This window comes from Klebsiella grimontii (genome assembly GCF_042137965.1).
Lineage (GTDB): Bacteria > Pseudomonadota > Gammaproteobacteria > Enterobacterales > Enterobacteriaceae > Klebsiella > Klebsiella grimontii.
On the sequence record NZ_CP169721.1, the window covers coordinates 1,568,962 to 1,589,923 of the forward strand.

General features: G+C 55.5%; 17 protein-coding genes. 13 read left to right on the plus strand and 4 right to left on the minus strand.

The features are described from left to right. Window positions 1–2,145, minus strand: a complete 2,145-nt coding sequence (gene pta / locus ACE3MN_RS07615) for a phosphate acetyltransferase (protein ID WP_049100290.1) — start codon at window positions 2,143–2,145, stop codon at window positions 1–3. A gap of 76 nt (window positions 2,146–2,221) precedes the next feature. Then, on the minus strand, window positions 2,222–3,424 hold the full coding sequence (gene ackA, locus ACE3MN_RS07620; RefSeq protein WP_004123156.1) for an acetate kinase: 1,203 nt from the start codon (window positions 3,422–3,424) through the stop codon (window positions 2,222–2,224). A 336-nt stretch (window positions 3,425–3,760) separates the two neighbouring features. Between ackA and yfbV the strand changes: the two genes are divergently transcribed. The 4 genes from yfbV to ACE3MN_RS07640 all read left to right on the plus strand — a co-directional run bounded on the left by yfbV (window position 3,761) and on the right by ACE3MN_RS07640 (window position 7,377). Next, on the plus strand, window positions 3,761–4,216 hold the full coding sequence (gene yfbV, locus ACE3MN_RS07625; protein WP_024359269.1) for a terminus macrodomain insulation protein YfbV: 456 nt from the start codon (window positions 3,761–3,763) through the stop codon (window positions 4,214–4,216). Between the two features lie 86 nt (window positions 4,217–4,302). Next, a complete protein-coding gene (locus tag ACE3MN_RS07630; protein ID WP_004123152.1) occupies window positions 4,303–4,797 on the plus strand; it encodes a YfbU family protein in 495 nt (164 codons plus the stop codon). 11 nt (window positions 4,798–4,808) lie between these two features. Next, window positions 4,809–5,468, plus strand: coding sequence for a sugar phosphatase (locus tag ACE3MN_RS07635; protein WP_024359268.1), 660 nt, complete (start codon window positions 4,809–4,811; stop codon window positions 5,466–5,468). A 76-nt stretch (window positions 5,469–5,544) separates the two neighbouring features. Continuing rightward, complete coding sequence (locus tag ACE3MN_RS07640) at window positions 5,545–7,377, plus strand: SLC13 family permease (RefSeq protein ID WP_004870932.1); 1,833 nt, start codon at window positions 5,545–5,547, stop codon at window positions 7,375–7,377. 53 nt (window positions 7,378–7,430) lie between these two features. On the opposite strand, the gene yfbR is transcribed toward ACE3MN_RS07640, so the two are convergent. After that, entirely contained in the window at window positions 7,431–8,030 is a 600-nt protein-coding gene (yfbR, locus tag ACE3MN_RS07645; RefSeq protein WP_004870934.1) for a 5'-deoxynucleotidase, read from the minus strand. Between the two features lie 87 nt (window positions 8,031–8,117). Further along, complete coding sequence (gene alaA, locus ACE3MN_RS07650; protein ID WP_024359267.1) at window positions 8,118–9,335, minus strand: alanine transaminase AlaA; 1,218 nt, start codon at window positions 9,333–9,335, stop codon at window positions 8,118–8,120. Between the two features lie 889 nt (window positions 9,336–10,224). Here alaA and ACE3MN_RS07655 point away from each other — a divergent pair. The 9 genes from ACE3MN_RS07655 (at window position 10,225) to nuoI (ending at window position 20,962) form a co-directional block, all read left to right on the plus strand. Further along, window positions 10,225–11,151 (plus strand): LysR family transcriptional regulator, encoded by a 927-nt coding sequence (locus ACE3MN_RS07655; protein ID WP_131930686.1) that lies wholly within the window; start codon window positions 10,225–10,227, stop codon window positions 11,149–11,151. Window positions 11,152–11,803: 652 nt separating this feature from the next. Further along, window positions 11,804–12,250, plus strand: coding sequence for an NADH-quinone oxidoreductase subunit NuoA (nuoA, locus tag ACE3MN_RS07660; protein ID WP_004870939.1), 447 nt, complete (start codon window positions 11,804–11,806; stop codon window positions 12,248–12,250). A 15-nt stretch (window positions 12,251–12,265) separates the two neighbouring features. After that, window positions 12,266–12,940 (plus strand): NADH-quinone oxidoreductase subunit NuoB, encoded by a 675-nt coding sequence (gene nuoB / locus ACE3MN_RS07665; protein WP_002913178.1) that lies wholly within the window; start codon window positions 12,266–12,268, stop codon window positions 12,938–12,940. Window positions 12,941–13,026: 86 nt separating this feature from the next. Next, window positions 13,027–14,835, plus strand: coding sequence for an NADH-quinone oxidoreductase subunit C/D (nuoC, locus tag ACE3MN_RS07670; RefSeq protein WP_004104077.1), 1,809 nt, complete (start codon window positions 13,027–13,029; stop codon window positions 14,833–14,835). 2 nt (window positions 14,836–14,837) lie between these two features. Beyond that, window positions 14,838–15,338 carry an NADH-quinone oxidoreductase subunit NuoE gene (gene nuoE, locus ACE3MN_RS07675; RefSeq protein ID WP_004104075.1) on the plus strand — a complete coding sequence of 167 codons (501 nt, stop codon included), beginning with the start codon at window positions 14,838–14,840 and terminating at the stop codon, window positions 15,336–15,338. Beyond that, window positions 15,335–16,672, plus strand: coding sequence for an NADH-quinone oxidoreductase subunit NuoF (gene nuoF, locus ACE3MN_RS07680; protein WP_004870941.1), 1,338 nt, complete (start codon window positions 15,335–15,337; stop codon window positions 16,670–16,672). Before nuoE ends, nuoF begins: the two co-directional genes overlap by 4 nt. 32 nt (window positions 16,673–16,704) lie before the next feature. Further along, the gene (gene nuoG, locus ACE3MN_RS07685) at window positions 16,705–19,431 is read left to right on the plus strand and encodes an NADH-quinone oxidoreductase subunit NuoG (protein WP_375364326.1); all 2,727 of its coding nucleotides are present in this window, start codon (window positions 16,705–16,707) and stop codon (window positions 19,429–19,431) included. Beyond that, window positions 19,428–20,405, plus strand: coding sequence for an NADH-quinone oxidoreductase subunit NuoH (nuoH, locus tag ACE3MN_RS07690; protein WP_004870946.1), 978 nt, complete (start codon window positions 19,428–19,430; stop codon window positions 20,403–20,405). Before nuoG ends, nuoH begins: the two co-directional genes overlap by 4 nt. 14 nt (window positions 20,406–20,419) lie before the next feature. Continuing rightward, on the plus strand, window positions 20,420–20,962 hold the full coding sequence (gene nuoI / locus ACE3MN_RS07695; protein ID WP_004104066.1) for an NADH-quinone oxidoreductase subunit NuoI: 543 nt from the start codon (window positions 20,420–20,422) through the stop codon (window positions 20,960–20,962).

Genomic DNA, 20,962 nt, shown 5'->3' on the forward strand with positions numbered 1-20,962 from the left:
TTATGCTTGCTGCTGGGACGACTGAATCGCGGTCAGGGCGATGGTATAGACGATATCGTCAACCAGCGCGCCACGGGACAGGTCGTTCACCGGCTTACGCATCCCCTGCAGCATCGGCCCAATAGAGATCAGGTCGGCAGAACGCTGTACGGCTTTGTAAGTGGTGTTACCGGTGTTCAGGTCCGGGAAGATGAACACGGTAGCGCGGCCGGCAACCGGAGAGTTCGGCGCTTTGGATTTCGCTACGTCAGCCATGACCGCAGCATCGTACTGCAGCGGGCCGTCGATCATCAGGTCAGGACGTTTTTCCTGCGCCAGACGCGTCGCTTCGCGTACTTTCTCTACATCGCTGCCGGCGCCAGAGGTACCGGTGGAGTAGGAGAGCATGGCTACGCGTGGTTCGATGCCGAAGGCAATCGCGGAGTCTGCGGACTGGATAGCGATTTCAGCCAGCTGTTCAGCGGTCGGATCCGGGTTGATCGCGCAGTCGCCGTAAACGTACACCTGTTCCGGCAGCAGCATAAAGAATACGGAAGAGACCAGAGAGCTACCCGGCGCAGTTTTGATCAGCTGCAGCGGCGGACGGATGGTGTTGGCGGTGGTGTGAACCGCGCCGGATACCAGGCCGTCGACTTCGTCTTGTTCCAGCATCAGGGTGCCGAGAACCACGTTGTCTTCCAGCTGCTCGCGGGCAACCGCTTCGGTCATGCCTTTGCTCTTACGCAGCTCGACCAGGCGAGCAACGTAGCTTTCGCGAACCACTTCCGGGTCAACGATTTCAATACCGGCGCCCAGCTCTACGCCCTGAGAAGCGGCAACGCGGGTGATTTCATCCGGGTTACCCAGCAGTACGCAGGTCGCGATACCGCGCTCGGCGCAGATAGCCGCGGCTTTAACGGTACGCGGTTCGTTGCCTTCCGGCAGCACAACACGCTTGCCTGCTTTACGCGCCAGCTCGGTGAGCTGATAGCGGAAGGCTGGCGGAGAGAGACGACGGCTGCGCTCGGAAGTCGCGGTCAGGGATTCAATCCAGTCGGCGTTGATATAGTTAGCCACGTATTCCTGAACTTTCTCGATGCGCTCGTGATCGTCAACCGGCACTTCCAGGTTGAAGCTCTGCAGGCTCAGAGAGGTCTGCCAGGTGTTGGTGTTAACCATGAATACCGGCAGGCCGGTAGCAAACGCGCGTTCGCACAGCTTGCTGACGCGCGGGTCCATTTCATAGGCCCCGGTCAGCAGAATGGCGCCGATTTCCACGCCGTTCATCGCGGCCAGGCAGGCGGCGACCAGTACGTCAGGACGGTCCGCGGAAGTGACCAGCAGAGAACCTGCGCGGAAGTGTTCCAGCATGTGCGGAATGCTACGCGCACAGAAGGTGACGGACTTCACGCGGCGGGTATTGATGTCGCCTTCGTTGATGATGGTGGCGTTCAGGTGATGCGCCATATCAATCGCGCGGGTGGCGATCAGATCGAAGCTCCACGGCACCGCGCCCAGAACCGGTAATGGGCTACCGTCCTGCAGCTGAGCCGGATCGATCTTCACGACTTTTGCTTTGGAAGAGTCGTCGAAGATTTCCGACAGGTCCGGGCGAGTACGGCCCTGTTCGTCAACCGGCGCATTCAGCTTGTTGACGATGACGCCGGTGATGCTGGTGTTTTTCGCGCCGCCGAAGCTGCTGCGGGTGAGCTCAATGCGCTCTTTCAGCTGTTCCGGGGTATCGGTACCCTGGGACATCACAAAGACGATTTCAGCGTTCAGCGTTTTCGCGATTTCGTAGTTCAGAGACTGGGCAAACTGATGTTTGCGGGTCGGGACCAGACCTTCAACCAGCACCACTTCAGCATCCTGCGTGTTGGCGTGGTAGTTGGCGATGATCTCTTCCATCAGCACGTCTTTCTGGTTGCTGGAGAGCAGCGACTCAACGTGGCTCATTTTCAACGGCTCTGCGGCCGGAAGGTCGGAGTTCGCGCGAATGATGGTGGTGGTCTGGTCTGGCGCATCGCCACCGGCACGCGGTTGAGCGATAGGTTTAAAGACGCTCAGGCGAACGCCTTTACGTTCCATAGCACGGATAACACCGAGGCTGACGCTGGTCAGGCCTACGCTGGTTCCGGTAGGGATCAGCATGATTGTACGGGACACGATATATCCTCTTTCGTTACCGCCAGTATCAGGCGGGATACAAAACAGCACCGCCAGCTAGGCTGGCGGTGTGGAATCAGGCGGTCAGACGGTTGGCGTCCTGCGCGATGACCAGCTCTTCGTTGGTCGGAATGACGATAGCCGGGCGAGTGCCTTCTTTGTTGATGAAGCCAGACTTGCCAAAACGGGCAGCCAGGTTACGCTCGTGATCAACTTCAAAGCCCAGTACGCCCAGTTTGCCCAGAGACAGTTCGCGAACCATCGCGGCGTTTTCACCGATACCACCGGTGAACACAACGGCGTCCAGACGACCGTCCATCAGCGCGGTGTAGGAGCCGATGTATTTTGCCAGGCGGTGGCAGTAAACGTCCATTGCACGTTTAGCGTCAGCTTTTTCCTGGTAGTTGTCTTCAACATAGCGACAGTCGCTGGTCACTTCGGTCAAACCGAGCAGGCCGGACTCTTTAGTCAGCATTTTGTTGATGGCGTCTACGCTCATGCCCAGGGCATCGTGCAGATGGAAAATGATTGCCGGGTCGATATCGCCAGAACGCGTACCCATCACCAGGCCTTCCAGCGGAGTCAGACCCATGGAAGTGTCAACGCATTTACCGTTGCGGATAGCGGAAACGGAACCACCGTTGCCCAGATGGCAGGTGATGATGTTCAGCTCTTCAACCGGTTTGTTCAGAACTTTCGCGGCTTCCTGAGTCACATAGAAGTGGCTGGTGCCGTGCGCGCCGTAGCGACGTACGCCGTGTTCTTTGTACAGGCTGTACGGCAGGGCATAGAGGTAAGATTCTTCCGGCATGGTCTGATGGAACGCGGTGTCGAACACGGCAACGTTCTTGTCTTTCAGATTAGGGAAGGATTTCAGGGCTTCTGCGATACCGATCAGGTGCGCCGGGTTGTGCAGCGGGGCGAAAGACGCGGAGTCTTTAATTCCCTGAATAACGGAGTCATCGATAACGACGGAGCTGGTGTATTTTTCACCACCGTGAACGATGCGGTGGCCGATTGCGGTCAGCTGAGCAGACAGTTCTGGTTTTTGTGCCAGAATAGTGTTAACGATAAAGTTCAGCGCTTCACTGTGAGCAGCGCCAGCGCCTAATTCGGCTTCTTGCTTGCTGCCATCCATTTTCCATTTGATACGGGCTTCAGGAAGATGGAAACATTCTGCTAAACCAGACAGGTATTCGTCACCGTTGACGGCATCAAGGATAGCGAATTTCAGAGAGGAGCTACCGCAGTTCAGAACCAGTACTAACTTACTCGACATGGAAGTACCTTTTATGATACGTGGCTAAAAAAACGTCAGTGTGTCACAAAGCGTAGCGCAGGATGACATTGACATTTATGATTAACATCATGCCTTGTACTGTTTTCGGGCACGATGAGAGAAGTACATTTGATTTTATGTCATTTTGCATAATTTTCAGCCAGTGGCAGAATATGCGATAATTTGACTAACCTGGTAAAAGGGTCTAACCGCCCCTCAGGTGCGCACAGAATACCTGATTGAGTGCGCCATTGCCAAAATCTTTTGAACGTTGTCATGCACAGTTGGTGTTTTGCACAAATTTTTTAAGTTTTATATGTAAAGTTGAGGTAAGCCATGTCCGGTCCCGAGAATCGCTCTGTGAGTTTTTTTGGCTTGTTTCGCCACGGGCAGCATTATGCAAAGACCTGGCCTCTGGATAAGCGCCTTGCTCCGGTGTTTATTGAAAACCGCATTATTCGCGCCACGCGTTATGCGATTCGTATCATGCCGCCGGTGGCGATTTTCACGCTGTGTTGGCAAATCGCCCTCGGTGGCCAGCTGGGCCCGGCCGTCGCCACCGCGCTGTTTGCGCTGAGCCTGCCGATGCAGGGTTTATGGTGGTTGGGCAAGCGTTCAGTGACGCCGCTGCCGCCGTCGATACTGAGCTGGTTTTATGAAGTGCGCGGTAAACTGCAGGAGGCCGGGCAGGCGTTAACGCCGGTAGACGGAAAGCCTGATTATCAGGCTTTAGCTGACACGCTTAAGCGCGCCTTCAAACAACTGGATAAAACTTTCCTTGATGATTTGTAATTGCATCGGGAAAACGCATATAAAAGAAGGCGCATAATTCATGCGCCTTCTTTTTTCACGCCGTAAAAGTGCAACAGGAGTCAAAAATGGAAATGACCAATGCGCAGCGTCTGATTCTGTCGAATCAATACAAAATGATGACGATGCTCGATCCGGACAACGCTGAACGCTACCGCCGCCTGCAGACCATCATTGAGCGTGGATACGGGCTGCAGATGCGCGAGCTGGACCGCGAGTTTGGCCAGCTTACCGAAGAAACGTGTCGCACCATCATTGATATCATGGAGATGTATCACGCGCTGCATGTCTCCTGGACGAACCTGAAGGACGCCAGCGGGATTGACGAGCGTCGGGTCACCTTCCTCGGATTTGACGTGGCGACCGAGGCCCGCTACCTCGGCTATGTCCGCTTTATGGTTAACGTTGAAGGGCGCTACAGCCACTTTGACGCCGGGACTCACGGCTTTAACTCCCAGACCCCAATGTGGGAAAAATACCAGCGCATGCTGAGCACCTGGCACTCCTGCCCGCGCCAGTATCATTTAAGCAGTAACGAAATTAATCAAATTATCAACGCCTGATGGAGGTTCCCGTGCAGTGTAAAGGTTTCCTGTTTGATCTTGACGGGACATTGGTCGATTCGTTGCCGGTTGTGGAGCGTTCGTGGTGCAAATGGGCGGATCGATTCAGTATCCCTCATGATGAAGTGTTGAACTTTATTCATGGCAAACAGGCGATAACCTCATTACGTCATTTTCTTCCCGGCCGCAGCGAAGAAGAGATTCAGTCCGAGTTCGTCTGGCTGGAAAAGGTCGAAGCAGCGGATACGGATGGCGTAACGGCGCTGCCGGGAGCGGTGGCGCTGCTCAGGACGCTTGATGACGCGGGGATCCCTTGGGCGATCGTGACGTCAGGTTCGATTCCCGTCGCCCACGCCCGTCACCGCGCCGCGGGGCTGCCTGAGGCGAAGGTTTTCGTCACCGCCGAGCGCGTAAAGCACGGGAAACCCGCTCCGGATGCCTATCTGCTTGGGGCCGAGCTGTTAGGGCTGGCGCCGGGAGATTGCGCCGTGGTGGAGGATGCCCCTGCCGGGTTGCTCTCTGGGCTGAATGCCGGTTGTCGGACCATCGCGGTCAATGTGCCCGCCGATGCGCCGCGTCTTGATGAAGCTGATTTGGTGTTAACAACGCTTGAAAATCTGCTGGTTGAGCGCCTGCCTGACGGCAATGTGAATGTTAGCCTTAAAGATTAATCTCATGATTTAGCCCCGCGCCGGCGGGGCTTTTTTATGCCAAACTTCCAACTCCATCTTCTGACAAGGATAAGTTGTGAACGGTGAACTGATTTGGGTGTTATCTCTTCTTGCCGTAGCCGTCGTACTCTTTGCCACCGGAAAAGTGCGCATGGATGCTATCGCATTGCTGGTGATTGTCGCTTTTGTCCTTAGCGGCACCTTAACGCTCAGCGAGGCCTTCTCGGGATTTAGCGATCCCAACGTTATCCTTATCGCCGCGCTTTTCATTATTGGCGATGGGCTGGTGCGCACCGGGGTCGCCACCAAAATGGGCTCCTGGCTGGTGAAGGTTGCCGGTAACAGCGAAACCAAAATGCTGGTCTATTTAATGCTAACCGTTGCCGGACTAGGCGCTTTTATGAGCTCGACCGGCGTGGTGGCCATTTTTATTCCCGTGGTGCTCAGCGTGTCAATGCGCATGAACACGTCACCTTCGCGGTTGATGATGCCGCTCAGTTTTGCCGGACTTATTAGCGGAATGATGACTCTGGTGGCCACACCGCCCAATCTGGTCGTCAACAGCGAGCTGTTACGCGAAGGGCTGCAAGGATTCAGCTTTTTTAGCGTCACGCCGATAGGCCTGGTGGTGCTGGTACTGGGCGTTTTCTATATGCTGGTGATGCGCTTTATGCTTAAGGGAGACGAAGGCGAACAGGTCCGCGATGGTCGTAAGCGAAGCACCTTCCGCGATCTTATCAAAGATTATCATCTCACAGGGCGCGCGCGCCGCCTGGCCATTCGCCCTGGCTCGCCGATGATTGGTCAGCGCCTGGACGACCTGAAACTGCGCGAGCGCTATGGGGCGAACGTCATCGGCGTTGAGCGCTGGCGGCGCTTCCGGCGGGTTATCGTTAACGTTAACGGCGTATCGGAGTTCCGCGCCCGCGACGTTTTGCTGATCGATATGTCGGCCTCCGATGTGGATTTACGTCAGTTCTGCGGCGAGCAAATGCTGGAGCCCATGGTGCTGCGCGGCGAATACTTTTCCGATCAGGCGCTGGACGTAGGGATGGCGGAAGTCTCCCTGATCCCGGATTCCGAACTGATTGGCAAGACGGTGCGCGAAATCGCCTTTCGTACCCGTTTCGATTTGAACATCGTGGGTCTGAAACGCGATGGCAAAGCTCTTGACGGCGCGGTCACCGATGAAGCTTTGCAGCTTGGCGATATCATGCTGGTGGTGGGGAACTGGCGGCAGATAGCGCTGCTGGCCAAGCGGGGTCGTGACTTTGTGGTGCTGAATATGCCCATTGAGGTTAATGACGCCTCGCCGGCGCACAGCCAGGCGCCGCACGCAATTTTCTGTCTGGTGTTGATGGTCGCGCTGATGCTGACTGACGAAATTCCGAACCCCATAGCGGCGATCGTTGCCTGCCTGCTGATGGGGAAATTCCGCTGTATTAACGCCGAAAGCGCCTATAAAGCCATTCACTGGCCGAGCATTATTTTGATCGTCGGGATGATGCCTTTTGCTCTGGCGCTGCAGAAAACCGGCGGCGTGGATCTGGTGGTGCAGGGATTAATGGACGTGGCGGGAAGTAAAGGACCGTACCTGATGCTTGGCTGCCTGTTTGTGATGTGCGCGGCTATCGGCCTGTTTATATCCAATACGGCCACCGCGGTACTGATGGCGCCCATTGCGCTGGCCGCGGCAAAGTCGATGGGCGTTTCGCCTTATCCTTTTGCGATGGTGGTCGCCATGGCGGCCTCGGCGGCGTTTATGACGCCGGTATCGTCGCCGGTGAACACCCTGGTACTGGGGCCGGGTAAATACTCATTCAGCGATTTTGTCAAAATCGGCGTGCCGTTTACTATCCTGGTGATGGTGGTGTGCGTTCTGCTGATCCCGGTGCTGTTTCCGTTCTGATTCAGCAGCGTTCTTTCCCCGGTCAGGCTGCGGCTGGCCGGGGAGCGGTTATTTTATAAAGGCGAATCCTGGCTGATTTCATCAAGCGAAAGGTGGAAGCTCGGCACGAAAACCTGCATAAAGTAGTCCATCTCTGCGCTGCGGCGCGATTCCAGCGTTTTCTCAAGGCGGCCTTTGGCCAGCAGAAATTCATTATTCCCCGCCGATAGCTCTTCCAGACACTTCAGGTAGGCGCAAAGCGCATCTGCCTGCTTGACAAGGAATTTTTCCTCGTCGCTGTAGTGCTGTTCGTCGATGAGCGGCTCAAAAATATCGCGCAGTTCATCAGGAACCATATCGACCAGTTTCTGCTGGGCGATTTTCTCGATGGCCTTGTATTCTTGCGCGATCTGCGAGTTGAAATATTTTACCGGCGTCGGCAGGTCGCCGGTCAGAACTTCCGAGGCATCGTGATACATCGCCAGCAGGGCAATGCGCTCGGCGTTAACCTGACCGCCAAATTTACGATTTTTGATCGCCGCCAGCGCATGGGCCACCATCGCGACCTGTAAGCTGTGTTCGGAGACATTTTCGGTGCGCACATTACGCATCAGCGGCCAGCGGTTGATCAGTTTCAGGCGGGAGAGGTGGGCAAAGAAATGACTCTGACTCATAGGAACCCTTAATCAGTTACGACGTCGGGTGACATTGTGCGCAGGGATTGCCGCCGGATGCAAATCCCGGCGGCTGGACAGATGAAGTCAGAGCTGGTGGTAGCCGGAAAGGAAACGCCCGAAACGGGTAATCGCCATTTCAAGATCGTCTTCGCGCGGAAGGGTCACGATACGCACGTGATCCGGCCACGGCCAGTTAAAGGCGGTACCCTGAACCAGCAGGACTTTTTCCTGCAGCAGAAAATCGAGCACCATCTTCTGGTCATCGTGAATATTAAAGCGCTTAGCGTCGATTTTCGGGAACATATATAGCGCGCCTTTCGGCTTGGTGCACGATACGCCCGGAATGTCATTAATCAGCTCCCAGGCGCGATTGCGCTGCTCATATAAGCGCCCGCCGGGAACAATAAATTCGCTGATGCTCTGATAGCCACCGAGAGCGGTTTGGATCGCATGCTGGGCCGGGACGTTGGCGCACAGGCGCATAGAGGCCAGCATCTCCAGACCTTCGATATAGCCTTTTGCGTGTTTCTTCGGCCCGTTAAGCACCATCCAGCCCTGGCGGAAGCCGGCAACGCGGTAGGTTTTTGACAGACCGTTGAAGGTGATCGTGAGGAGATCCGGGGCCAGCGGCGCAATAGAGTGGTGCTGCGCCTCATCGTAGAGGATTTTGTCGTAGATCTCATCGGCGAAAATAATCAGATTATGCTGGCGGGCGATCTCGACGATCTCCATCAGCAGCTCTTTTGAGTACACCGCGCCGGTTGGGTTATTCGGGTTGATAATCACGATGCCGCGGGTACGCGGGGTGATTTTCGCGCGGATATCGTCGAGGTCCGGGAACCAGTCGGACGACTCATCGCAGAGATAATGCACCGCTTTACCGCTGGAAAGCGCGACTGCGGCGGTCCAGAGCGGATAATCCGGCGCCGGAACCAGCATTTCATCGCCGCTATTCAGCAGCGCCTGCATGGCCTGAACGATAAGTTCGGAAACGCCGTTGCCGATATAAATATCTTCGACCGTCACATCACGCATGCCGCGAGCCTGGTAATGCTGCATGATGGCCTTACGTGCGGAATAGAGGCCCTTTGAATCGCTATAGCCCTGGGAAGTCGGGAGGTTGCGGATGACGTCAACGAGGATTTCGTCAGGCGCGTCAAAGCCAAACGGCGCTGGGTTGCCGATGTTCAGCTTCAGGACTTTGTTGCCTTCTTCTTCAAGGCGTTTCGCCTCTTTCAGAACCGGGCCGCGGATGTCGTAACAGACGTTATCTAACTTGCTGGATTTTTCGATGGGGGACATGAACCTTGACCTTTTAGCTGTTATCGCCACTCCCTGCCGTGGAAGTCAGCACGGAATAATGTACTCCGCATCCCCGCTGTTTTGAAGGGTTAACAGGAGAAGATTTTGCTATTCATGTTTTTTTGGTTTAATTGATTTCTCTGGTGGGTGGGTGTTTTGTTTATACAATAAACCTTTAATACTTTCATTGGTGGTCATATATTGCGTTATCTACTGATTCTGTAAACGTTTATCTGGCTTGTTGATTTAACGGAAATAAGTGCTTATTTTTTGCGCAAAAACCGCGTCGCTTTCATATGTACGTTTAATTCACAATACACAGAATGTTTTAACAACTTTGCCAGATATTTTTAATGAAAAGCATTTAATTGATAAATGAGTTTTATTTTATGCAAGGAATATTCTTAGATTTTTAATTTAATTAAAGCGCGGGTCAGCATTTAAAATTGCCTGAGATAATACTGATTAACGCTTATAAATATTGTGGTTTTCGGTTAGAATAACGTCGTTAATACCGATATAAGGCTATGCCAGGTAGCCTGTTTCTTTATTAATACATTGTTATTGCAGGTTTTTGTTATCTTCCTGAGCGCGATGGCAAAGTTTGTCGCTGGTGCGGATGCAGGCAATGGTCATTGACGGCTATTTTTTGCGTCTCATCACAAAAAACAAAGCGCCGTAATTAAAAGCGCTCAGGCATACGAGCAAAATATTACTCTGAAATTCCGCGCATTTGCTGCGGATGAGTGCTTTCTAATGCAATAACGTTCGTCCAGTTGTTCATCCGTCTGTCCGTGGCGGGTCACGCGAAGCTTAAGGAATAGCCGGAAACCTGGAGCACAGCATCAACAAGGCAGGTCAGCATTAGCCGCCTGAATGTGAAGCAAATATGATAAATGAAAATCGTTCGATACTAAATTTAGACCTCGACCTCTTGAGAACCTTTGTTGCCGTCGCCGATCTCAATACATTTGCCGCTGCCGCCGTTGCGGTATGCCGGACTCAGTCAGCGGTAAGTCAGCAGATGCAGCGGCTGGAGCAACTGGTCGGCAAAGAACTTTTTGCTCGCCAAGGACGCAATAAACTTCTGACCGAGCAGGGCATTCAGCTGTTGGGCTATGCGCGGAAAATTCTGCGTTTTAATGATGAAGCCTGCATGTCGCTCATGTTCGGTAGCCTGCAGGGAACGCTGACCGTTGGTGCGTCAGATGAGACAGCGGATACTATTTTACCGTGTTTATTAAATCGGATTGGCAGTTTTTATCCGCGGCTGACGCTTGAAATCAAAGTTCTCAATCATATTGATATCGTCGATCGGCTGAAGAAGGGAGCTATCGATCTTGCGCTGACCACCCGACCCACGAAGGGTTTTGACATGCTGACGCTACGCGCTTCGCCAACGTTGTGGTACTGCGCAGCGGACTACGTCCTCCCTCAGGGCGAGTCTGTCCCGCTTGTTCTGCTGGATGCCCCGGATCCGTTTCGGGAAGAGATCGTTGCGGTGCTCAACGCCGCTCGCGTCCCCTGGCATCTTTCCCACGCGGCAACCTCAATGGCCGGGGTGAAGGCGGCGGTGAAGGCCGGGCTCGGGGTGACCGCGCAGCCGGTAGAGATGATGAGCCCTGAATTCCGCGTTCCGGGGCGGTGTGACGGCTTACCCGTGCTGCCGGATACCCACTATATGCTGAACTGCGATTCTCAGCAGGCAAGCGAACTGACGCAGGCTATTTTTCAGTCGCTGAGCGCGGAGTACCAGCCGTGGTCCACGCAACGTATTTATACCCCCGAAGGGGGAGATAATTCCCTTATTTCCTGAGTGGGAAAAGCTAACAAACATCACAAAAACTGGTAACAAAATGTAAGTGTAAAAACGAACCCCCGACGTGTGAAATCGCCGCTGCGGTTCGTTTTTTTCAAATTTTATTGATTAATAGAATGTTTTGTTGATTTGTTTTGATGTAAATCAGTGAGTTAGATCTGCTCTTCCTCTCATTTCTCGACTTTTCTCTGCACTTTCAATACTTCCTGCTAATGTTAAAAAACCGGATAGTTTGTTGCCGTTTTCTTGGTTGAATTAACAAAAGCGTGTCACAGATCAAGAAAATACCCCTCTTTAGGGGGAGGAATCGTGGCTAAATCCTGTCAAAATAGGCGGGTAATTTTGATTTACGGCGGAAACGGACACGATTCAACAGCACTAAATCCGAAGAGTATGCAAGGTTATTCCGCATAAAAGGGCATTTAATGTTAATGAAAAAAATCCAATGTAAATTAATGTTGTGAAAACTTTTGTTAAAGTTGACAAAAGGTTAATGAAAGGAGTAAAAAGCCACCGCAACTGGCCTTCCACATCACCCAGGGACGCTTTTTTGCACGGCTATTTTTTTTATTCCTCCCCGTGAAACGCTGTGGCGTTCATCTGCCAGTAAGAGCAGAGGGTTTTAGCGCTACACTTTTTTGGTTAAGCAATGCGTATGTCAACATCCACTGAAGTCATCGCTCATCATTGGGCATTCGCTATATTTCTCATCATCGCTATCGGCCTGTGCTGCCTGATGCTTATCGGCGGTTGGTACCTTGGCGGACGCGCGCGCGCGCGTAGCAAGAACACGCCGTTTGAATCCGGGATCGACTCCGTCGGTTCGGCTCGCTTACGTCTTTCTGCGAAGTTTTATCTGGTTGCCATGTTCTTCGTTATCTTCGACGTGGAAGCCCTGTATCTCTACGCATGGTCGACTTCTATCCGTGAAAGCGGCTGGGTCGGCTTTGTGGAAGCCGCAATTTTCATTTTAGTGCTACTGGCTGGTCTGGTTTACCTCGTTCGTATTGGCGCTCTGGACTGGACGCCTGCGCGCTCCCGTCGCACGCTGGTTAACCCGGAAACAGACAGTCCCACTAACCGTCATACGCAGTAAAAGCGAGGCAATAAGATGGATTATACGCTCACCCGCATCGATCCTAACGGTGAGAACGACCGTTACCCCCTGCAAAAACAGGAGATCGTAACCGACCCCCTGGAGCAAGAAGTCAACAAAAGCGTGTATATGGGGAAACTCGAACACGCTTTGCATGACATGGTGAACTGGGGCCGTAAGAACTCAATCTGGCCTTACAACTTTGGCCTTTCTTGCTGCTACGTGGAAATGGTGACGTCATTCACTGCGGTGCATGACGTTGCGCGTTTTGGTGCAGAAGTATTGCGTGCCTCCCCGCGTCAGGCTGACCTGATGGTGGTCGCGGGCACCTGCTTTACCAAAATGGCGCCGGTCATTCAGCGTCTTTATGACCAGATGCTGGAGCCGAAGTGGGTTATCTCGATGGGCGCATGCGCCAACTCCGGCGGTATGTACGATATTTACTCTGTCGTGCAGGGCGTGGATAAGTTTATTCCGGTTGATGTTTACATCCCGGGCTGTCCGCCGCGTCCGGAAGCGTATATGCAGGCGCTGATGCTGCTGCAGGAATCCATTGGTAAAGAACGTCGTCCGCTCTCTTGGGTGGTAGGCGATCAGGGCGTTTATCGCGCCAATATGCAGTCGGAACGCGAGCGTAAACGCGGCGAACGTATTGCAGTGACCAATCTGCGGACTCCGGACGAGATTTAACTTGCGCCTGCGGGCGGGATGAAAACTTCGCAAATCAATCTACTACAGCGCGAAGTCTCGCCGGCAGTCACCACGGACCTTTTGCAATGGTGAACAATATGACCGATTTAACCGCGCATGACGCCGCACCAGCCTGGCAAACCCGCGATCACCTTGATGACCCGGTGATCGGCGAACTGCGCAACCGTTTTGGGCCGGATGCCTTTACCGTTCAGCCAACCCGCACCGGCGTTCCGGTGGTTTGGGTGAAGCGTGAACAGCTGCTTGAGGTGGGTGATTTCCTGAAGAAGTTGCCGAAGCCTTACGTGATGCTGTTTGACCTGCATGGCATGGACGAACGTCTGCGCACGCACCGCGACGGTTTACCCGCCGCGGATTTTTCCGTTTTCTATCACCTGATTTCAATCGACCGCAATCGCGACATCATGCTCAAGGTCGCATTGTCTGAAAACGATCTGCATCTGCCGACCTTCACCAAACTGTTCCCGAACGCCAACTGGTATGAGCGTGAAACCTGGGAGATGTTTGGCGTGACCTTCGATGGTCACCCGAATCTGCGCCGCATCATGATGCCGCCGACCTGGGAAGGCCACCCGCTGCGTAAAGACTACCCGGCGCGCGCAACCGAATTTGACCCGTTTGAGCTGACCAAAGCCAAACAGGATCTGGAAATGGAAGCGCTGACCTTCAAACCGGAAGAGTGGGGCATGAAGCGCGGGACCGAAAACGAGGACTTTATGTTCCTTAACCTCGGCCCTAACCACCCCTCCGCGCACGGTGCGTTCCGTATTATTTTGCAGCTTGATGGCGAAGAGATCATCGACTGCGTTCCTGATATCGGCTACCACCACCGCGGCGCTGAGAAGATGGGCGAGCGCCAGTCCTGGCACAGCTACATTCCGTATACCGACCGTATTGAGTACCTCGGCGGCTGCGTTAATGAGATGCCGTACGTGCTGGCGGTGGAGAAACTGGCGGGAATAACCGTGCCGGATCGCGTCAACGTCATCCGCGTAATGCTCTCCGAGCTGTTCCGTATCAACAGCCATCTGCTGTACATCTCCACCTTTATCCAGGACGTCGGGGCGATGACGCCGGTGTTCTTTGCCTTTACCGACCGCCAAAAGATCTACGATCTGGTGGAAGCAATTACCGGCTTCCGTATGCACCCGGCCTGGTTCCGTATCGGCGGCGTCGCGCACGACCTGCCCCGCGGTTGGGATCGCCTGCTGCGTGAATTCCTCGAGTGGATGCCGAAGCGTCTGGATTCCTATGAAAAGGCCGCGCTGCGCAACACCATCCTGATCGGTCGTTCGAAAGGGGTTGCCGCCTACAACGCCAAAGAAGCGCTGGAGTGGGGCACCACCGGCGCGGGCCTGCGCGCGACCGGCATCGGCTTCGACGTACGTAAATGGCGTCCTTATTCTGGCTATGAAAACTTCGACTTTGAAATCCCGACCGGCGGTGGCGTCTCCGACTGCTACACCCGCGTGATGCTGAAAGTGGAAGAGCTGCGCCAGAGCCTGCGCATTCTTCAGCAGTGCCTCGATAACATGCCGGAAGGCCCGTTCAAGGCGGATCACCCGCTGACGACGCCGCCGCCGAAAGAGCGCACGCTGCAGCATATCGAAACCCTGATTACGCACTTCCTGCAGGTTTCCTGGGGGCCGGTCATGCCGGCGCAAGAATCCTTCCAGATGATTGAAGCGACCAAGGGTATTAACAGTTACTACCTGACCAGCGACGGCAGCACTATGAGCTACCGTACCCGCGTGCGCACGCCAAGCTTCGCGCACCTGCAGCAGATCCCGGCCGCTATTCGCGGCAGTCTGGTCTCCGACCTGATTGTCTATCTGGGTAGTATCGATTTTGTTATGTCAGACGTGGACCGCTAATTATGCACGAGAATCAACAACCACAAACCGAGGCTTTTGAGCTGAGTGCGGCAGAGCGTGAGGCGATTGAGCACGAAAAGCACCACTACGAAGACCCGCGTGCGGCGTCCATTGAAGCGCTGAAAATCGTTCAGAAGCAGCGCGGTTGGGTGCCGGACGGCGCAATCTACGCTATCGCCGATGTGCTGGGGATCCCGGCCAGCGACGTAGAAGGCGTGGCGACCTTCTACAGCCAGATTTTCCGCCAGCCGGTGGGTCGTCACGTGATTCGCTACTGCGACAGCGTGGTGTGCCATATCACCGGGTTCCAGGGCATTCAGTCGGCGATCGAGAAGAAGCTGGATATCAAACCGGGTCAAACCACCTTTGATGGCCGTTTCACTCTGCTGCCGACCTGCTGCCTGGGCAACTGCGACAAGGGGCCGACCATGATGATTGATGAGGACACTCACAGTTATCTGACGCCGGAAGCGATTCCTGACCTCCTGGAGCGGTATAAATGAAAACCATTATTCGTACCGCCGAAACCCATCCGTTAACCTGGCGTCTGCGCGACGACAAACAGCCGGTATGGCTGGATGAATACCAGAGTAAAAACGGCTACGCCGGGGCGCGTAAAGCGCTCTCCGGCATGGCGCCGGATGAAATCGTCACTGCGGTAAAAGACGCCGGCCTGAAAGGGCGCGGCGGCGCGGGCTTTTCCACCGGTCTGAAGTGGAGCCTGATGCCGAAAGACGAGTCCATGAACATCCGTTACCTGCTGTGTAACGCCGATGAAATGGAGCCGGGCACCTATAAAGACCGCCTGCTGATGGAACAGCTGCCGCACCTGCTGGTGGAAGGCATGCTGATCTCCGCGTTCGCGCTGAAAGCCTACCGCGGCTATATCTTCCTGCGCGGCGAATATATCGAAGCGGCACAGCACCTGCGCCGGGCAATCGCCGAAGCGACCGAAGCGGGCCTGTTGGGGAAAAATATCCTTGGCACCGGTTTTGACTTCGAACTGTTTGTGCACACTGGGGCAGGGCGCTATATCTGCGGCGAAGAAACCGCGCTGATTAACTCCCTCGAAGGCCGCCGCGCCAATCCACGTTCGAAGCCGCCGTTCCCGGCCAGCTCCGGCGTATGGGGGAAACCGACCTGCGTGAACAACGTTGAAACCCTGTGCAACGTTCCGGCGATTCTGGCCAACGGCGTCGAGTGGTATCAGAACATTTCTACCAGTAAAGACGCCGGCACCAAGCTGATGGGCTTCTCTGGACGGGTGAAGAACCCGGGCGTCTGGGAACTGCCGTTCGGCACCACCGCGCGCGAGATCCTCGAAGATTACGCGGGCGGCATGCGCGATGGTCTGAAGTTTAAAGCCTGGCAGCCGGGCGGCGCGGGCACCGACTTCCTGACCGAAGCGCACCTCGATTTGCCGATGGAGTTCGAAAGCATTGGTAAAGCGGGTAGCCGTTTGGGTACCGCGCTGGCGATGGCCGTCGACCACGAGATCGGCATGGTTCCGCTGGTGCGCAACCTCGAAGAATTTTTTGCCCGCGAATCCTGCGGCTGGTGTACGCCCTGCCGCGACGGCCTGCCGTGGAGCGTGAAGATCCTGCGCGCCCTGGAGCGCGGCGAAGGCCAGCCGGGGGATATCGAGACGCTTGAGCAACTGTGTCGATTCCTCGGTCCGGGTAAAACCTTCTGCGCGCACGCGCCGGGCGCGGTTGAACCGCTGCAGAGCGCGATCAAATATTTCCGCGAAGAATTCGAGGCTGGCATTAAGCAGCAGTTCAGCAATACCCATGCAATTAACGGTATTCAGCCGAACCTGCTTAAGACGCGCTGGTAATCTAAAGGTTTTTTATTTTTGGAAGCACGCAAATGGCTACGATTCATGTAGACGGCAAAGAATACGAGGTCAACGGAGCGGACAACCTGCTAGAAGCTTGTCTCTCTCTGGGCCTTGATATTCCATACTTTTGCTGGCATCCGGCGCTAGGGAGCGTCGGTGCTTGCCGCCAGTGTGCGGTGAAGCAATATCAGAACGCGGAAGACACGCGTGGCCGCCTGGTGATGTCCTGTATGACTCCGGCATCCGACGGCACTTTTATTTCCATCGACGACGCAGAAGCGAAGCAGTTCCGCGAAAGCGTAGTTGAGTGGCTGATGACCAACCACCCGCATGACTGTCCGGTGTGCGAAGAGGGCGGCAACTGTCACTTGCAGGATATGACCGTGATGACCGGTCATAGCTTCCGTCGCTACCGCTTTACCAAGCGTACCCACCGCAACCAGGATCTGGGGCCGTTCATCTCGCACGAAATGAACCGCTGCATCGCCTGCTACCGCTGCGTCCGCTACTACAAAGATTATGCCGACGGCACCGACCTTGGCGTTTACGGCGCTCACGACAACGTCTACTTTGGGCGCCCGGAAGACGGCACGCTGGAAAGCGAGTTCTCCGGCAACCTGGTGGAAGTCTGTCCGACCGGCGTGTTTACCGATAAAACGCACTCCGAGCGTTATAACCGTAAATGGGACATGCAGTTTGCGCCAAGCATCTGTCAGCAGTGTTCCATCGGCTGTAACATCAGCCCCGGCGAACGCTATGGCGAACTGCGTCGTATCGAAAACCGCTATAACGGTACCGTTAACCGCTACTTCCTCTGCGACCGCGGTCGTTTCGGCTACGGCTATGTGAATCTCAAAGACCGTCCGCGTCAGCCGGTTCAACGCCGCGGTGACGATCTGATTACCCTTAACGCCGAGCAGGCGATGCAGGGGGCGGCGGATATTCTGCGCCAGTCGAAGAAAGTGATCGGTATCGGCTCCCCGCGCGCCAGCCTCGAAAGCAACTTCGCGCTGCGCGAACTGGTCGGCGCCGGGAACTTCTATACCGGCATCGCGAAGGGCGAACAAGAGCGCCTGCAGATGATGCTGAAAGTGCTGCGCGAAGGCGGTATCCATACCCCGGCGCTGCGCGAAATCGAATCCTACGATGCGGTGCTGATCCTCGGCGAAGACATCACCCAGACCGGCGCGCGTATCGCGCTGGCGGTGCGTCAGGCGGTGAAAGGCAAAGCGCGCGAAATGGCGGCGGCGCAGAAAGTCGCCGACTGGCAGATCGCCGCGATCCTTAACATCGGCCAGCGCGCGAAGCATCCGCTGTTTGTCACCAATATTGATGACACCCGCCTCGATGACATCGCCGCATGGACCTACCGCGCGCCGGTGGAAGATCAGGCGCGCCTCGGCTTTGCCATCGCCCATGCGCTGGATGAAAGCGCCCCGGCGGTCGAAGGGTTGAGCGGCGAGCTGAAAGGCAAAATCGACGTGATCGTTCAGGCGTTAGCCGGAGCGAAAAAACCGCTGATTGTCTCCGGAACCAACGCCGGCAGCATTGAAGTGATTCAGGCGGCGGCCAACGTGGCGAAAGCCCTGAAAGGCCGCGGCGCCGATGTCGGCGTGACGATGGTCGCCCGCGCGGTCAACAGCGTTGGCCTCGGCATGATCAGCGGCGGCTCGCTTGAAGAGGCGCTGAGCGAACTGGAAACCGGCGCAGCCGATGCGGTTATCGTGCTGGAAAACGACCTGCACCGCCACGCTTCAGCCGCCCGCGTTGATGCGGCGCTGGCGAAAGCGCCGCTGGTAATGGTGGTTGACCATCAGCGTACGGCGATTATGGAAAAAGCGCATCTGGTGCTCTCCGCGGCAAGCTTTGCGGAAAGCGACGGTACCGTGGTCAACAACGAAGGTCGCGCCCAGCGCTTCTTCCAGGTTTACGACCCGGCCTACTACGACGCGAAAACCGTAATGCTGGAGAGCTGGCGCTGGCTGCACTCATTGCACAGCACCGTGAACAATCGTCAGGTTGACTGGACCCAGCTGGACCACGTGATTGACGCTGCCGTTGCCGCACTGCCGCAGCTGGCCGGTATCAAAGACGCCGCGCCGGATGCGACCTTCCGCATTCGCGGCCAGAAGCTGGCCCGTGAACCGCATCGCTACAGCGGTCGTACGGCGATGCGCGCCAACATCAGCGTGCATGAACCGCGTCAGCCGCAGGATAAAGACACCATGTTCGCCTTCTCCATGGAAGGGAACAACCAGCCGTCCGCGCCGCGCTCGCAAATTCCGTTTGCCTGGGCTCCGGGCTGGAACTCCCCGCAGGCGTGGAACAAGTTCCAGGATGAAGTGGGCGGTAAACTGCGCCACGGCGATCCGGGCGTGCGTCTGTTTGAAGCTTCCGCTAGCGGTCTTGAGTACTTTACCGCAGTACCGGCAAGCTTCCAGGCAGAGGACGGGAAATGGCGTATCGCGCCTTACTATCACCTGTTCGGCAGCGACGAGCTGTCGCAGCGTTCTCCGGTATTCCAGAGCCGCATGCCGCAGCCGTACGTTAAGCTGAACCCGGCAGATGCCGCGAAGCTTGGGGTGAACGAAGGCGCAATGGTCTCTTTGCGCGTTGATGGCCAGGCGCTTAGCCTGCCGCTGATGATTTCGGCGGGGCTGACGGCAGGGCAGGTTGGCTTACCGATGGGCATGCCAGGGATTGCGCCGGTACTGACCGGAGCGCGTATTGATACTCTGCAGGAGGCGAAAGCATGAGTTGGTTAACTCCCGATCTCATCGACATTCTGTTAAGCATCCTTAAAGCGGTGGTGATTCTGCTGGTCGTGGTGACCTGCGGCGCGTTTATGAGCTTCGGCGAACGTCGTCTGCTGGGCCTGTTCCAGAACCGTTATGGACCTAACCGCGTGGGCTGGGGCGGTTCGCTGCAGCTCGTCGCCGACATGATCAAAATGTTCTTTAAAGAGGACTGGGTTCCGCGCTTCTCGGATCGCGTGATCTTTACTCTGGCGCCGGTTATCGCCTTTACTTCGCTGCTGCTGGCCTTCGCCATTGTGCCGGTCAGCCCGACGTGGGTAGTGGCCGATTTAAACATCGGGATTCTGTTCTTTCTGATGATGGCAGGCCTGGCGGTCTATGCGGTGCTGTTCGCCGGTTGGTCGAGCAACAACAAATACTCGCTGCTTGGCGCGATGCGTGCTTCCGCCCAGACCCTGAGCTACGAAGTGTTCCTCGGGCTTTCCCTGATGGGCGTAGTGGCGCAGGCCGGTTCGTTCAACATGACCGATATCGTCAACAACCAGGCGCATCTGTGGAACGTCATCCCGCAGTTCTTTGGTTTCGTGACCTTTGCGATTGCGGGCGTGGCGGTATGTCACCGTCACCCGTTTGACCAACCGGAAGCGGAGCAGGAGCTGGCCGACGGTTACCACATCGAATATTCCGGCATGAAGTTCGGTCTGTTCTTCGTCGGTGAATATATCGGCATTGTTACCGTATCGGCGCTGATCGTGACGCTGTTCTTCGGTGGCTGGAATGGCCCATGGTTACCTCCTTTCATCTGGTTCGCGCTGAAAACCGCGTTCTTTATGATGATGTTCATTTTGATCCGCGCATCATTACCGCGTCCGCGCTATGACCAGGTAATGTCCTTTGGCTGGAAGGTATGCCTGCCGTTAACGCTGATCAACCTGTTGGTAACGGCGGCTGTCATTCTCTGGCAGGCGCAATAAGGGGTGAATTGACCATGACCTTAAAAGAATTATTGGTAGGGTTTGGCACCCAGGTCCGCAGTATCTGCATGATCGGGATGCACGCCTTTGCCAAACGAGAAACTCGGATGTACCCGGAAGAGCCGGTATATCTGCCGCCGCGCTACCGTGGCCGTATCGTGCTGACGCGCGATCCGGACGGCGAAGAGCGCTGCGTTGCCTGTAACCTGTGTGCGGTAGCCTGTCCGGTAGGCTGTATCTCTCTGCAAAAAGCGGAGACCAAAGACGGCCGCTGGTACCCGGAGTTTTTCCGCATCAACTTTTCACGCTGTATTTTCTGCGGCCTGTGCGAAGAAGCGTGCCCGACCACGGCGATTCAGTTGACCCCGGACTTTGAGCTGGGCGAATACAAACGTCAGGATCTGGTGTACGAAAAAGAGGATCTGCTGATTTCCGGTCCGGGTAAATACCCGGAATATAACTTCTACCGGATGGCGGGTATGGCAATCGACGGCAAAGATAAGGGCGAAGCAGAGAACGAAGCCAAGCCTATCGACGTCAAGAGCCTGTTACCGTAA